Consider the following 14,006-nt stretch of genomic DNA (forward strand, 5'->3'; position numbering starts at 1 on the left):
ATGTTAATTTCAGCATTTGTTTTAGGGTTGCTGGGCAGTTTCCACTGTGTGGGAATGTGCGGCCCTATTGCATTTATGCTTCCGGTTGATAGAACAAATAACTTTAAAAAACTATCACAAATCACCTTTTACCACTTTGGCCGGTTGCTTGCCTATAGCATCATTGGGTTGATTTTCGGTCTCATTGGAAAAAGCCTCTATATTTTTGGTTTCCAGCAGCAACTATCAATTATTATTGGCATAATAATGATTTTAATTGTGCTGATTCCACAAAAAACCTTCAACAAATACAGCGTTGCAAAACCGATTTACAAACTCATTAGCAAAGTAAAGTCCGCTTTGGGCAATGCCCTAAAAAGAAAACGAACCGACACATTTTTAACCATCGGCTTTCTTAATGGGTTTTTACCTTGTGGTTTGGTTTACATGGCTGTTTTTGCTGCTATTGCCAGTGGCAATGCATTGAACGGCAGCGTCTACATGGCTGTTTTTGGTCTTGGAACCATTCCTTTAATGACAACGGCCATATATTTTAGTCAGTTTTTAAAAGGCACTGCCAGACAGCGTATCCAAAAAGCCATTCCAATTTTTGTTGTGCTTATCGGCATACTATTTATTCTACGCGGATTGGGATTGGGCATTCCTTACATTTCTCCCGAACCTGTTTATGACATGGTTTCAAATGGTATGAGTTGCCACTAGGCAAAACCATTTAATTTTTGCCTGATTTTTTCACCTATAAGGTTTATTGATTATATATCGATAAAACTGATAGTTTATATTTCTTTATTAAAAGTAATACTATTATATTTGCGAATATAAATTTCATTTATGAAAAATTTACTTTCTAATTTAAAAATTTCGGTGCCAGAAAAAATCTATGTTAAAGACCCAGAATCTTCAACATTAGGCAAACGCATCATTGAGCAAAGCATCCTTCTAATTGATGAGCTAGGTTTTGATAGTTTCACCTTCAAAAAATTGGGAGCGGTTATAGGCTCAAACGAAAGTTCTATTTACCGCTATTTTGAGAGCAAACACAAACTATTGCTTTATTTATCGTCGTGGTATTGGGCTTGGGTCGAGTACCAATTGGTTTTTGAAACCTACAGCTTAAATCCAAATGAAAAGCTTAAGAAAGCCATTGAAGTGGTTACCAGAAGCACCAAAGAAGATTCAAATTTTTCACACATTAACGAAGTTATTTTAAACCGAATTATAATTAATGAAAACTCAAAATCCTTCTTAACCAAAGAAGTAGACCAAGAAAACAAAGAAGGCTATTTTGTTGTTTACAAAAGCATTGTGCACCGCCTAAGAGATATGATAATAGAAATCAATCCCAATTATGAATTTCCATCAAGCCTTGCCAGCACTATTTTGGAAGGCAGCTTACACCAGCATTTTTTGAAGGAGCATTTTATATCAATAACCGACTGTAATGCTGGTATTACCCCAACCCAATTTTACAAAAACCTTGTACTCAAAACTTTGACCGTCTAAATTATGGAGCAATCTAAAATGACACCCTGGAGACGCCTAATCGGCTTACTTCAATTGGAAAAACGAGACATTCGCCAAATTTTCTATTATGCTATTTTTGGAGGTATCGTGGCTCTGTCCTTACCTCTGGGAATCCAAGCCATAATCAATTTAATTCAAGGGGCACAAATTTCAACCTCTTGGATTATCTTGGTCATCATAGTTACTGTGGGCGTTGCTTTTTCAGGCTCTCTACAATTGATGCAATTAAGAATCATTGAAACCATCCAGCAACGTATTTTTACACGCTCGTCTTTCGAATTGGCTTACCGTTTCCCGAAAATAAAAATGTCGGAGCTTCGAAATTACTATCCACCAGAATTGGCAAACCGCTTTTTTGATACTTTGACCATTCAAAAAAGTTTGTCCAAAATTTTAATCGATGTTCCAACAGCAGTATTGCAAATTTTGTTTGCCCTTACATTACTTTCATTTTACCATCCTTTTTTTATTGTATTTGGTATATTGTTACTAGGTCTCATTTTCGTGGTATTCAAATTCACTGCCCAAAGAGGACTGGAAACCAGCTTAAAAGAATCTAAAAACAAATACAAGGTAGCCCACTGGATTCAAGAAATAGCAAGGTCCGTTATTAGTTTTAAGCTCTCCGGAAGCACTCAATTAGGCATGAATAAAAATGATGCTTTGGTGGATGAGTATTTAAAATCCAGAGAAAGTCACTTTAAGGTACTGATGCAGCAATTCATTCAAATGATAAGCTTTAAAGTTATTGTTACGGCCAGCTTATTATTGATTGGTGGTGCTTTGGTGCTGAACCAAGAAATGAACATTGGACAATTTGTTGCAGCTGAAATTATTATTCTTTTGGTTATTGCTTCAGTTGAAAAATTAATATTAGGATTGGAATCGTTCTATGACACATTGACTTCACTTGAAAAAATCGGACAGATTGTTGATATGGAAATGGAAATGCAAAACGGAGATAGCTCTTCATTTTCAAAGGGCATGAACATAGAATTAGACCATGTTTGTTACGAGGTATCCAATAGGGAAAAGCCTATTTTAAAGGATATTTCATTCACCATAAATGCTAAAAGCAGAATTTTAATTCAAGGTGAAAGCGGGGCAGGAAAATCCACATTGCTTCAATTAATTGCGGGAGTGATGAAATCAACATCCGGCCATATTTACATTAATGACATGTCTATTGACAGCCTGCAACTCAACTTTTACAGATCCCAACTAGGCCTTTCCTTATCCGACGAAACTCCTTTTGAAGGTACGATAAGGGAAAACTTAACCTTCGGAAACCCTCAAATTTCTGATGAAAAAATCTATGAAATCCTCGATATTGTTGGATTAAAACCATTCATAAAAGACCAAGCAAAAGGTCTAAATACGGTTCTTTATCCTGATGGTAAACAAATGTCTTTTACCATATCCAAAAAACTGGTGTTGGCACGAGCCATTTTGAAATCCCCAAAACTTCTCATTCTCGAGGATGCTTTGGACAGATTCAACCAAGCCGAAACAAACACTATAATAGACTACTTAACCCACAAGGATAGACCATGGGGGCTTATTGTAGTGAGCAGTAGCAGTGCATGGATTGACAAATGCAGCGAACTTATCAATTTAGATAGAGGTGTAATAAAATTTAAACGAGGTTAGTCATGCTGAATATATCCCACAATCAACTAAATAAAAAAATTGACTTAACTACGTTTAAGTCTGGAAAAAGTATAATTGATAAAAAATACTATAAACACTTCAATAGATTTTTATTGGCAGCTGCCATTATTGGAGTGATTGTGCTTTTTCTTCCTTGGACCCAAAACATTACCGGACAAGGTCTGGTTACCACCTTAAAACCGAATCAGCGTCCGCAAACCATCCAATCGCAAATACCTGGGCGTATTGAAGAATGGTTTGTACAGGAAGGTGATTTTGTAAAAAAAGGCGATACCATTTTAAGGATTTCAGAAGTGAAAAGCGACTATTTTGACGACCAGCTTGTTGAACGTACAAATGAACAGATTCAAGCCAAATCATCCTCAGTTATGGCCTATGAAGGAAAAGTTGAAGCATTGAACAGACAGATTTTGGCTTTAAAAACAGAGCAAAAGCTTAAACTAGAACAAGCCAAAAATAAATTGATGCAAGCACAGCTCAAAGTAAAAAGTGACAGCATAGACCTGGAAGCGGCAAAAACCAATATAGCCATTGCGGAACGTCAGTTTAACAGAACACAAACATTACAAACCGAAGGCTTGATGGCCGTAAAGGATGTTGAAGAAAAACGCCTTAAGCTTCAAGAAACTCAGGCCAAATTAATTTCTCAAGAAAATAAATATTTGACTAGCCAAAATGAAGCCATAAATGCCAAATTGGAACTATCAAGGACAAACGCTGAATTTGCTGATAAAATATCCAAGGCAGAAAGTGATATGTTTACGGCAAAATCCAGCCAGTTCGACACGAAAGCCCAAGTAACAAAACTTGAAAACGCTTTTAGCAATTACAAAAAAAGAAATAGTTTGCTGTATGTAACCGCCCCCCAAGATGGTTATATCAACAGAGCAGTAACCGGTGGTGTTGGCGTGACCTTTAAAGAAGGTACAGACCTTGTTGGCATTATGCCCGCCCAATACGATTTGGCTGTTGAAACTTTTGTAAGACCCATAGATTTGCCCTTGCTACATATTGGCGAAAAAGTAAGAGTGCAATTTGATGGATGGCCCGCCATAGTATTTAGCGGTTGGCCAAATGCGTCCTATGGAACGTACGGTGCAAAAATTGTAGCCATTGAGCGTTTTATAAGTGATAATGGAAAATACAGAGTACTATTAGCCCCAGATGAGGCAGACTATAAATGGCCAGAAGACATTAGGGTTGGCTCCGGAGCAAGAACCATTGCACTTCTTGAAGATGTGCCTATATGGTTTGAATTGTGGAGGCAAATAAACAGCTTCCCTCCTAACTACTACCAACCAAAAACGAATAAAACAGCTTCAAAAGAAGATAAAAAATGAAACATCCATGGTAAAGAACATAATCAAACATAGAAATTATTACATGGATGTTACATGTGACATATGAAAAACAATAATTATAAGCACATGAAACATTTAATTTTGGGCATCATATTATTCGTTAGTGGCTTTGCTAAGGCACAAGAAAACACTTCAGTTATTACCTTGGAAGAATATTTAGGGTACGTAAAGGCCTATCATCCCATTGTGAAACAGGCCAATTTGGTTATTTCTGAAAGTGAAGCCAAATTGTTAAAAGCCCGAGGTGCCTTCGACCCAAAAATTGAAGTTGACTATAACCAAAAGACTTTTAAAAACACGGACTATTACGACAAACTCAATGCCACGTTTAAAATCCCAACATGGTTCGGCATAGAGTTTAAGGGCAGTTTCGAGGACAATTCAGGTGCATACCTAAACCCCGAAGCAACTGTTCCAACTGATGGGCTTTACAGCGCCGGTGTTTCCATTCCCGTAGCTCGGGGTTTACTGACCAACAAACGCATGGCCATGCTTCGTCAATCTAAACTGTATGTAAACCAAGCAAGGGCAGACCGACAGTTGCTAGTCAACCAGATTTTATATGATGCCACCTTAGTTTACTTCAATTGGTTAAAAGCTTATAATGAAAAACTGGTATATGAAGCCTTTTTAAACAATGCCGAAATAAGATTTAACGGGATTAAACAGAGTTATGAAATGGGAGACAAACCTGCCATTGACACTATAGAAGCAAGAATCACCTTGAACACCCGAAAGTTGAATCTGGAGAAATCGCGGATTAAGTTTATTAAATCATCCTTGGAACTATCAAACTATTTATGGTTAAACAACAATACACCTGTTGAAATTAAGGAAGGCATTGTACCAGACACAAATACATACATTACCATTGACACCACCCTTAATACATCTGATCTGGACATTGAAACTTTTGACATTGAAAATCACCCCAAGTTGAAATCCTTGGACTATAAATTCAAAAGTTTAACCATTGAAAAACGTTTGCAGCGCAATAATCTACTGCCACAAATCGATTTACAGTACAATTTTTTGTCCCAAACCCCAGATATAGCTAGGTCTTTCAATACATCTACATACAAAAGTGGTGTAAACATTAACATTCCTCTATTTTTAAGAAAAGAGCGGGGCGATTTGAAATTGGCCAATATAAAACTTCAGAATACAGAATTTGAAATTCAAAACACCAAAATTAGTCTGGAAAATAAAATTGATGCCATAAACCAGGAATTGAATTCTTATGCTTTGCAAAACGACTATACAAACACCATAATTGAAGACTACGGTAAAATGCTTACTGCCGAAGAACGGAAATTCTTTTTGGGCGAAAGCTCATTGTTTTTGGTGAATTCGAGAGAATCAAAACTCATTGACGCCAAACTTAAGGCCATAGAATTGGAAAACAGCTTTTTCAACACAAAAGCCTCCTTATTTAATGTATTGGCGAGTTTTGACATAGAAGCTGCTGAATAAAAAAGTAGCTTAAAAGCCCATAAATTCATTGGACATTTTAAACTACTTTTTCCAAAGTTTGGCTAACCAATTAAACCAACAAAACATTTTACATTTTAAAGGTGATGACAGGCAGACTTGCGTGGTTGGCAATGTCTTCACCAACACTACCTTCAAAGAAATGTGCCAATCCTTTCTTGCCATGGGTTGGTACGGCAATAATATCTGCCCCAATTTTATTGGCAAAGTTTAAAACGCCATCTTCAATGGTATAGTCTGAAACATAATGCACATCTTCCATTTTATCTAAATTTCGTTCAGCCTTAGTGAAGAAGTTCACCACACTTTTTTCAATTTCAATTGAGCTTTTAAAACGTTCATTGGGCAAATTCACATAAACCAAATAAACTTTAGATTTCATTTTTTTGAACAAACTGGTCGCCTTTAAATAAGATTCAATGGCTTCCTCAGAAAAATCACAGGCAAAAGCTACCACATCAAAATTAATATCTGTCAAGCTATTTTTCACAACAAGCACTGGAATATCAGAAGAACGTACCACACGCTCGGTATTGGAACCTACAAAGAATTCTTTAAGCCCCGTAGCCCCATGTGAGCCCATGACAATTAAATCGGCATGATTTTTCATGGCCACATCGTTAACCTCACTAAACACTTTAAAATGCTTGATAATGGGTTTTACTTTTACATCTTTTAGATAATCTCTCTTCAAAAATTCTTCAAATTTTTGCTCTGCAAGTTGAAGAAAATACATGGCCTTTTCGTTTTGCAATCCGTCTGAAGCAGAAAGCATAATATCAGACATTTCAAGCATATGTAGGGCCAACACCTCAGCATCATTTCTTCTAGCTAGATTGGCGGCTGTTCTTAATGCATATTCTGAATGTTCAGAAAAATCTATAGGTACAATAATGGTTTTCATTTTTTTTGGGTTTTTAAGTGAGACAAATGTTATACAGTCATTGAAAACAACTGTGTATCTGGCTGTTTTCGTTGCAACAACAAATCAAAAGCCATACAAATGTTTCGAACATAGGGCTGGCCTTGTTTGGTAACCTCAATGGCACTGGCGTTAATATTGAGCAATCCGTCTTTTTCCATTTCCTTTAACTTGATGAGCGCATCTGGAATTTCTTTGAACCACAAATGTTCGTCACCCCAAGAGGTTTTAAATTGACACATCAAGTTAAGAATATGTTTTCGAATAATTAAATCTTCTTCGTTTAAAATATGCCCCCTATATACTGGCAAAGTATTTTTATCCAACAATTGGTAATAATCTTCAATGGTTTTTACATTTTGGGCAAAACCATACCAACTGTCACTAATGGCCGAAACGCCAAGCCCAATCATGGCTTGTGTTTTTGATGCCGTATACCCCATAAAATTCCTATGCAATTTGCCATTGACCATAGACTGATATAGACTATCCTTTTTAAGGGCAAAATGGTCCATACCAACTTCGGTGTAGCCAACTTCGGCCAGAAGTTCTTTACCCGTTTCATATTGCTCGCGTTTTAATTTCGCTGAAGGTAAATCATCATCATTAAAACCACGTTGACCATTTCCTTTTATCCAAGGCACATGGGCGTAACTGTAAAAAGCCAATCGGTCTGGCAACAGTTCCTTTGTTTTTAAAATAGTCTCCCGAACATGCACTAAAGTTTGAAATGGAAGCCCGAAAATAATATCATGACCAACTGAGGTGTACCCAATCTCCCGTGAAGTTTCGGTTGCTTTCTTTACATTTTCAAATGGTTGAATTCTGTGTATGGCCTTTTGCACAGTTTCGTTATAATCCTGCACGCCATAGCTTACTCGCCTAAAGCCAACGTCATACAAAGCCTGAAGATGTTCGCGGGTAGTATTGTTTGGGTGACCTTCAAAACTAAATTCATAATTCTCAGCAAGTACGGCATGATTTAATATGCCGGATATTAATTGCTTTAAGTTTTGCGGACTGAAAAAAGTAGGTGTACCGCCTCCAAGATGGAGTTCTTTAATAATTGGTTTTTCATCAAATAAGCTCAAGTACAGCTTCCATTCCTTTATAACAGCATTGATGTATGGCGATTCTACACTGTGTTGTTTTGTAATGCGCTTATTGCATCCACAAAAGGTACACAGGCTCTCGCAAAAGGGTAAATGAATATAAAGACTGATGCCCTCCTCGGCATTACTTTCACCAAATGATTTTATCAAAGAATTTTTCCAATTCTCCAGAGAAAAGGTAGTTTGATCCCAATAGGGCACAGTTGGGTAACTCGTATAGCGAGGCCCAGCAATATTATATTTATTGACCAAAGATTTTAACATACCTAACATTTATAATTCAAAAGTAAACGAACACACAATTTAAAAATATGACATATGTCAGTTAAGATATTTGCAATTGTTTCATTATTGTTTTAACTTTCCAAGAATCAAAAAAACCTGAATAAAATGAAGAATTTAAGCTATTTAATATTGATATTGGCCCTTAGTTTGACCGCTTGTAAAAAAGTTAAAAAAGAAGTCGAAACCACTACAGAGGATATGGAAGCTGTTAAAGCTGTCGTATCTGAAGCAAAAAAATTAAAAATAGAGTTAGCACCAAAAAGCGAGAGTGATGTAACTGGCACTGTTTTCTTTAAAGAAGAAGACGGCACGGTAAGTATGACGGTCATGCTAAGTGGTTTGGAACCTGGCGAACATGCTATTCATATTCACGCATCGTCCGATTGCTCTTCACCCGATGGAACGTCCGCTGGTGGACATTGGAACCCAACGGCACAACCTCATGGAAAATGGGGCATGGCAGAAGGCTATCATAAAGGTGATATTGGCAATTTTACTGCCGATGAAAATGGCAATGCCACCGTTTCTTTTTCTACTGACGAATGGTGCATTGGCTGTGACGACGAAACCAAAAACATTATTGGAAAAGGCGTTATTGTGCATGCTGGTGCCGATGATTTTACATCTCAACCTTCAGGAGCCGCCGGTGCTCGGGTAAGCTGCGCAGGCATTATTGAATAAATATTTTTCAATCAGCCTACCTGTTCGATACTTTTCTTTAAGACCTAACTTATGCCCAAAACCCAGTATGGTGTTTATGTGGTAGAATTGTCAAAACGTGTTTTTACCGAACACGCCAAATTCCGAAACGCAAACCCCCAATTTAATGGTGTGCTGCAATGCCTTTATGTGGGTATGACAAGCATAACCCCAAAGGAACGTTTTATTCAGCATAAAACAGGTTATACAAACAAGAAAGGCCATAAAATATCATCCAATATCGTTCAAAAGTATGGCATGTATTTGCGCCCTTGCTTATACAACCACCTTAACCCCATTGAAACAAGGGAAGAAGCTATGGATATTGAAGAAAAACTGGTGTTGTATTTAAGACGACAACGCTACGCCGTCTGGTATAATTAAAACCAAAACCCTTTTGACGTTGGAATGAAATTAGCTAATTGGCGCGTTAGGGATTGGAATGGTTAGCTTTTGGCGAGGCGCGCATGAAGCCAAAACTATGAGTGCAAAGCCCGACCTTGGGGAATGCCCCAAATATTTAAACCTCCAATCTTTTTAACTCCGCGTAATTTTTATTAAGTCGTTTCAGCAAAAAACCATAAATAAGCTTGTAGAACAACCATATGATGAGAATAAACAAACCTATGGCCAAAACAACTATAATGGTAAATATAATATACTGCTTATCACTAAAATGCGAAATTTGATCGGCTAATTCTGGGTCGTGATTAAAGGCAAAATAAAAACCAATAACGACAGAAACCCCAGCCATAATTAGATTATATAGGACATAATACTTGACTATTTTTCGAGTCCGTAAAATGCTTTCCATTAATTTTTTTGAACTATCGGTTACCGAAATAGATTTATAGGACTTATAAAGTAGGTAGATAAACAAAATAATGACGACATAACTAAAAATGGTAAGCCAATTAAACAGCAAATCATTGCCATAAACTTCATCAAGCTTTTTTCTATAGGAATCTGAAGTGAGATATGGGATGGAATTGACTAAAATCCAAAAAACAAGTTCGGCCACGCTTATATAAAACAAGGTCTTTACAATGGAAGATGATTTTTTGCGCAGCATTGGGTAAATATCGGCAACAGAAAGTTTATTGCGCTCTCCTTGTTTATTCCAATCTCTTTTTAATATCTCTAGTTCATCCATAGTTCTACGGATTTAAAATGGTTTTTAGCTTTGTTTTAATTCTGTTCATTTTCACTCGGGCATTCACTTCACTAATACCTAAAGTTTCACTAATTTCTCGGTAATCCTTATCTTCAAGATAAAGAAAAACCAACGCCTTTTCAATATCATTTAGTTGGTGCACGGCTTGATAAAGCACTTTTAACTGCTGCTCTTCGGTGTCGTCATACGCCTCAGTTTTTATTTTGAATTCCACACCGTCAAAATCCTGTGTTTTAATACTGCGTTTTGATTTTCTATAAAGCGTAATAGCGGTATTCAACGCCACACGATACATCCATGTACTGAACTTAGAATCGCCACGAAACTTGGGATAGGCTTTCCAAAGTTGAATGGTAATCTCCTGAAATAAATCATTGTGGGCATCATAATTATTGGTATACAAACGGCAAACTTTGTGTGCAATATTCTGGTGCTTTTCTAGCAATTCAACAAAACTATGTTCTAGTTCTTTATTCAATGATGATGGATTAGTTATTCTGTAAGTAGCTCTTTTTTTTGAAATGTTACAATGGTTTTTAAATAATGTTTTCTAAGACGCATTGTAAGTTTAAAATCTGGTAAAATATCCATACTTAATTTTAGATTTTTTTAGAATTGAAACCAAGATGAAAGAAAAAAAGCAGGATTCACGAAAGTTCTGAACAAAAAGTTTAAATAATATTTATAACATTCTGGTTATTAGATTTTAAACTTCACACCATAGGCAAAATCTATCAATAGTATTTTGATTAAAAATCAAGGTTCTTAAACTTTTGCTTGGCTAATATATAAAAAATAAATGGCTAATGATTTGTTATTAACTTTATTAAAAATGGATACTTTTTGCTGGATATTATAGGATGATTCTTAGAGCGAAGAACGGCAAACCCAAACTTCCCAAGCAACAAAATCATCCCCTGTTTTTGTAAGGATTAATTATTTAAAAACACAAAGAATAACAAAACTGAAATGCTTATCTTTGCAAATTAAAATTCGGCTTTTAGCCATCGCATCTTATGAACATTAAACCATTGAAAACAAAGGCTTAACCAAAAAGAAAAAAGTGGCAGGTTGAACACAATAAATTGAACACATGAAATTCAATAATAACTTAGACGATTTTGATGCTTTAGGTAACGAGCACATAGGAACTTCTGAAAATACCCCAATGCGCCGTGATGCCTTTAAACTTTCCAATGAAGAAAAAATAGACATCATCAAGGACGATGTTCGCCACATTATGGAAACACTTGGCTTGGATTTAACCGACGACAGTTTAAAAGGCACACCAAACCGCGTGGCCAAAATGTTTGTTAAAGAAATTTTTGGTGGGTTAGATCCCGATAAAAAACCAAGTGCTTCAACGTTTGAAAATAAATACAAATACGGTGAAATGCTGGTTGAAAAAAACATCACGGTTTACTCAACTTGCGAACACCATTTATTGCCCATAGTTGGTAAGGCACATATTGCCTACATTTCAAATGGCACTGTAGTGGGGCTTTCAAAAATGAACCGTGTGGTTGATTATTTTGCCAAACGTCCACAAGTACAAGAACGTTTGACCATTCAAATTGTAAGGGAACTTCAAGAAGTATTGAGGACCAAAGACGTGGCTTGTGTTATTGACGCCAAACACTTATGTGTAAATTCACGAGGCATTCGAGATATTGAAAGCAGTACGGTGACTTCAGAATTTGGTGGTAAATTTAAGGATATGGCCACACGTCGCGAATTTCTTGATTACATAAAATTAGACACACAATTTTAGTTTACCAAACCCCAACAGCCAAGCATAAACTAACCAAAAAATGCAATTATACCAGAATCAAACCTTAAAAATATACAACTCACTAAGCGGACAAAAAGAAACCTTCAAACCCATTAACGAGGGCTATGTGGGCATGTATGTTTGTGGCCCAACGGTTTACAGCAATGTTCATTTAGGTAATGTTAGAACCTTTATGTCGTTCGATATGATTTTTAGGTATTTGAGGCATTTGGGGTATAAAGTACGCTACGTTAGAAATATTACCGATGCGGGACATTTGGAAAATGATGCAGATTTAGGCGAGGATAAAATCACCAAAAAAGCACGGTTGGAACAAATTGAACCTATGGAAGTTGTGCAACGCTACACCGTTGATTTCCATAATATTTTAAATACGTTCAACTTTTTACCACCCAGTATCGAACCAACGGCTACAGGGCATATTATTGAGCAAATTGAACTGATAAACACCATTATTGAAAATGGTTTTGCATATGTGGTTAATGGCTCGGTTTATTTTGATGTCCACAAATTCAACGAAACCAACGAATACGGAAAATTAAGCAAGCGTAAACTTGAAGATTTAACACACAACACTAGAGAGTTGGATGGACAAAGCGACAAAAAGAACCCACAGGATTTTGCGCTTTGGAAAAAGGCCGAACCTCAGCACATCATGCGTTGGTCTTCACCATGGAGTGATGGTTTCCCTGGTTGGCATTTGGAGTGTACGGCTATGAGCACGAAATATTTGGGTGACCAATTTGATATTCACGGGGGTGGCATGGATTTAAAATTTCCACATCACGAATGTGAAATAGCCCAAAATGAAGCGGCAAAAGGAAAGTCGCCTGTTAACTATTGGATGCACGCCAATATGTTGCAATTAAACGGGCAACGTATGTCTAAATCTACGGGGAACACGGTAAACCCTGATGAACTTTTATCGGGCAACAACTCGTTTTTCAGCAAAGCTTATTCACCAAGCGTTATTCGCTTTTTCAATGCCCAATCCTCATACAGAAGTGTTTTGGATTTAACGGATAACGGCCTATTGGCAAGCGAAAAAGGGTTTTATAGATTAATGGATGCCATCAACTTAATGGCTTCACTAAAGCCTTCTAAAACGTCTTCTATTGATATGAAGGCGTGGAAACAGAAATGTTACGATGCCATGAATGACGATTTTAATTCACCTATCTTAATTGCGCATTTATTTGAGGCCTGCAAATACATCAATCAAATTAAAGAAGGTTCTGAAACCATTTCTGAAGACGATTTAAACATTCTAAAAGAAACCATGAACAGTTTTGTTTTTGATGTTTTGGGACTTGTAAATAGCGCTAAAAACGAAACTGGCACCGATAAATTGGCCGGTGCCGTTGATGTTTTGATAAAATTAAGACAGGAAGCTCGAGCCAATAAAGATTTTGTCTTATCTGATAAAATTAGGGATGAACTTGCTGAAGTTGGCATTCAACTTAAAGATGGCAAGGACGGAACGACGTTTTCCATAAATTAGTTTGTCGTTAAGTTGTTGGTTGTTTATTCGGATTTGCAGCTTAACAACTGAACAACAAACAACGAAACATCTAAATGAAAAAACTCCTCATTGCACCGTTTCTTTTTTTAATAAAGTTGTATCAAGTTTTGATATCACCTTTATTGCCCGCAACGTGTAGATATACCCCAACCTGTTCACACTACAGTAAAGAAGCCCTACAAAAATATGGGTTGTTCAAAGGTGGTTGGTTAGCTATAAAACGTATTTTTAGTTGTCACCCCTGGGGCGGAAGCGGTTACGACCCTGTACCGTAGAATATCATAAAGGCCAATAGATTTGGCTTCCAGTTAACCAAAAAAGCAATAAACAAGTAAAAAGCATCAATTAAGTGTTTCTTTTTAGAGGCAAATTTGGGTGCTTACTTTTTGTTTCACTTAAAAAATGCTTTTAACAAGTTTTATTTGATTGAACCAAATATATAAATTTTATCGA

General features: G+C 36.6%; 14 protein-coding genes. 10 read left to right on the forward strand and 4 right to left on the reverse strand.

What is annotated here, in order from left to right:
• The 5 genes from ACB104_RS09810 (at position 1) to ACB104_RS09830 (ending at position 6,029) form a co-directional block, all read left to right on the forward strand.
• Entirely contained in the window at positions 1-702 is a 702-nt protein-coding gene (locus ACB104_RS09810; RefSeq protein WP_370478309.1) for a sulfite exporter TauE/SafE family protein, read from the forward strand.
• Between the two features lie 129 nt (positions 703-831).
• Positions 832-1,503 carry a TetR/AcrR family transcriptional regulator gene (locus ACB104_RS09815; RefSeq protein ID WP_370478311.1) on the forward strand — a complete coding sequence of 224 codons (672 nt, stop codon included), beginning with the start codon at positions 832-834 and terminating at the stop codon, positions 1,501-1,503.
• 3 nt (positions 1,504-1,506) lie between these two features.
• The gene (locus ACB104_RS09820; RefSeq protein ID WP_370478312.1) at positions 1,507-3,174 is read left to right on the forward strand and encodes a peptidase domain-containing ABC transporter; all 1,668 of its coding nucleotides are present in this window, start codon (positions 1,507-1,509) and stop codon (positions 3,172-3,174) included.
• 2 nt (positions 3,175-3,176) lie between these two features.
• Positions 3,177-4,535, forward strand: coding sequence for an HlyD family secretion protein (locus ACB104_RS09825; protein WP_370478314.1), 1,359 nt, complete (start codon positions 3,177-3,179; stop codon positions 4,533-4,535).
• An 87-nt stretch (positions 4,536-4,622) separates the two neighbouring features.
• On the forward strand, positions 4,623-6,029 hold the full coding sequence (locus ACB104_RS09830) for a TolC family protein (RefSeq protein ID WP_370478315.1): 1,407 nt from the start codon (positions 4,623-4,625) through the stop codon (positions 6,027-6,029).
• Positions 6,030-6,117: 88 nt separating this feature from the next.
• Here the strand turns inward: ACB104_RS09830 and ACB104_RS09835 are convergent, their stop codons facing one another.
• Positions 6,118-6,951: a universal stress protein gene (locus tag ACB104_RS09835; protein WP_370478317.1), complete on the reverse strand. Its 834-nt coding sequence runs from the start codon at positions 6,949-6,951 to the stop codon at positions 6,118-6,120.
• A 29-nt stretch (positions 6,952-6,980) separates the two neighbouring features.
• Positions 6,981-8,345, reverse strand: a complete 1,365-nt coding sequence (gene hemN / locus ACB104_RS09840) for an oxygen-independent coproporphyrinogen III oxidase (RefSeq protein ID WP_370478318.1) — start codon at positions 8,343-8,345, stop codon at positions 6,981-6,983.
• 126 nt (positions 8,346-8,471) lie between these two features.
• Here hemN and ACB104_RS09845 point away from each other — a divergent pair, with 126 nt between their 5' ends.
• Positions 8,472-9,047, forward strand: coding sequence for a superoxide dismutase family protein (locus tag ACB104_RS09845; protein WP_370478319.1), 576 nt, complete (start codon positions 8,472-8,474; stop codon positions 9,045-9,047).
• A 51-nt stretch (positions 9,048-9,098) separates the two neighbouring features.
• Complete coding sequence (locus ACB104_RS09850) at positions 9,099-9,449, forward strand: ribose-5-phosphate isomerase (RefSeq protein ID WP_370478320.1); 351 nt, start codon at positions 9,099-9,101, stop codon at positions 9,447-9,449.
• 136 nt (positions 9,450-9,585) lie between these two features.
• On the opposite strand, the gene ACB104_RS09855 is transcribed toward ACB104_RS09850, so the two are convergent.
• Both ACB104_RS09855 and ACB104_RS09860 read right to left on the reverse strand, forming a co-directional pair.
• Positions 9,586-10,218: a DUF8845 family protein gene (locus ACB104_RS09855; RefSeq protein ID WP_370478321.1), complete on the reverse strand. Its 633-nt coding sequence runs from the start codon at positions 10,216-10,218 to the stop codon at positions 9,586-9,588.
• Positions 10,219-10,222: 4 nt separating this feature from the next.
• Positions 10,223-10,717 (reverse strand): RNA polymerase sigma factor, encoded by a 495-nt coding sequence (locus tag ACB104_RS09860; protein WP_370478322.1) that lies wholly within the window; start codon positions 10,715-10,717, stop codon positions 10,223-10,225.
• Positions 10,718-11,332: 615 nt separating this feature from the next.
• On the opposite strand from ACB104_RS09860, the gene folE reads away from it, so the two are divergent.
• The 3 genes from folE (at position 11,333) to yidD (ending at position 13,828) form a co-directional block, all read left to right on the forward strand.
• A complete protein-coding gene (folE, locus tag ACB104_RS09865) occupies positions 11,333-12,010 on the forward strand; it encodes a GTP cyclohydrolase I FolE (RefSeq protein ID WP_370478324.1) in 678 nt (225 codons plus the stop codon).
• 40 nt (positions 12,011-12,050) lie between these two features.
• Positions 12,051-13,532 carry a cysteine--tRNA ligase gene (gene cysS, locus ACB104_RS09870; protein WP_370478325.1) on the forward strand — a complete coding sequence of 494 codons (1,482 nt, stop codon included), beginning with the start codon at positions 12,051-12,053 and terminating at the stop codon, positions 13,530-13,532.
• A gap of 74 nt (positions 13,533-13,606) precedes the next feature.
• Positions 13,607-13,828: a membrane protein insertion efficiency factor YidD gene (gene yidD / locus ACB104_RS09875; RefSeq protein ID WP_370478327.1), complete on the forward strand. Its 222-nt coding sequence runs from the start codon at positions 13,607-13,609 to the stop codon at positions 13,826-13,828.
• Positions 13,829-14,006 lie beyond the last annotated feature (178 nt).

Origin of the sequence: Tamlana flava (assembly GCF_041287255.1) — a bacterium.
Taxonomy (GTDB): domain Bacteria; phylum Bacteroidota; class Bacteroidia; order Flavobacteriales; family Flavobacteriaceae; genus Tamlana; species Tamlana flava.

Bases quoted from the DNA above. Each gene is read 5' to 3' on its own strand.
- ACB104_RS09810 (WP_370478309.1), top strand. From the start codon at position 1: ATGTTAATTTCAGCATTTGTTTTAGGGTTGCTGGGCAGTTTCCACTGT.
- ACB104_RS09815 (WP_370478311.1), top strand. From the start codon at position 832: ATGAAAAATTTACTTTCTAATTTAAAAATTTCGGTGCCAGAAAAAATC.
- ACB104_RS09820 (WP_370478312.1), top strand. From the start codon at position 1,507: ATGGAGCAATCTAAAATGACACCCTGGAGACGCCTAATCGGCTTACTT.
- ACB104_RS09825 (WP_370478314.1), top strand. From the start codon at position 3,177: ATGCTGAATATATCCCACAATCAACTAAATAAAAAAATTGACTTAACT.
- ACB104_RS09830 (WP_370478315.1), top strand. From the start codon at position 4,623: ATGAAACATTTAATTTTGGGCATCATATTATTCGTTAGTGGCTTTGCT.
- ACB104_RS09835 (WP_370478317.1), bottom strand. From the start codon at position 6,951: ATGAAAACCATTATTGTACCTATAGATTTTTCTGAACATTCAGAATAT.
- hemN (WP_370478318.1), bottom strand. From the start codon at position 8,345: ATGTTAAAATCTTTGGTCAATAAATATAATATTGCTGGGCCTCGCTAT.
- ACB104_RS09845 (WP_370478319.1), top strand. From the start codon at position 8,472: ATGAAGAATTTAAGCTATTTAATATTGATATTGGCCCTTAGTTTGACC.
- ACB104_RS09850 (WP_370478320.1), top strand. From the start codon at position 9,099: ATGCCCAAAACCCAGTATGGTGTTTATGTGGTAGAATTGTCAAAACGT.
- ACB104_RS09855 (WP_370478321.1), bottom strand. From the start codon at position 10,218: ATGGATGAACTAGAGATATTAAAAAGAGATTGGAATAAACAAGGAGAG.
- folE (WP_370478324.1), top strand. From the start codon at position 11,333: ATGAAATTCAATAATAACTTAGACGATTTTGATGCTTTAGGTAACGAG.
- cysS (WP_370478325.1), top strand. From the start codon at position 12,051: ATGCAATTATACCAGAATCAAACCTTAAAAATATACAACTCACTAAGC.
- yidD (WP_370478327.1), top strand. From the start codon at position 13,607: ATGAAAAAACTCCTCATTGCACCGTTTCTTTTTTTAATAAAGTTGTAT.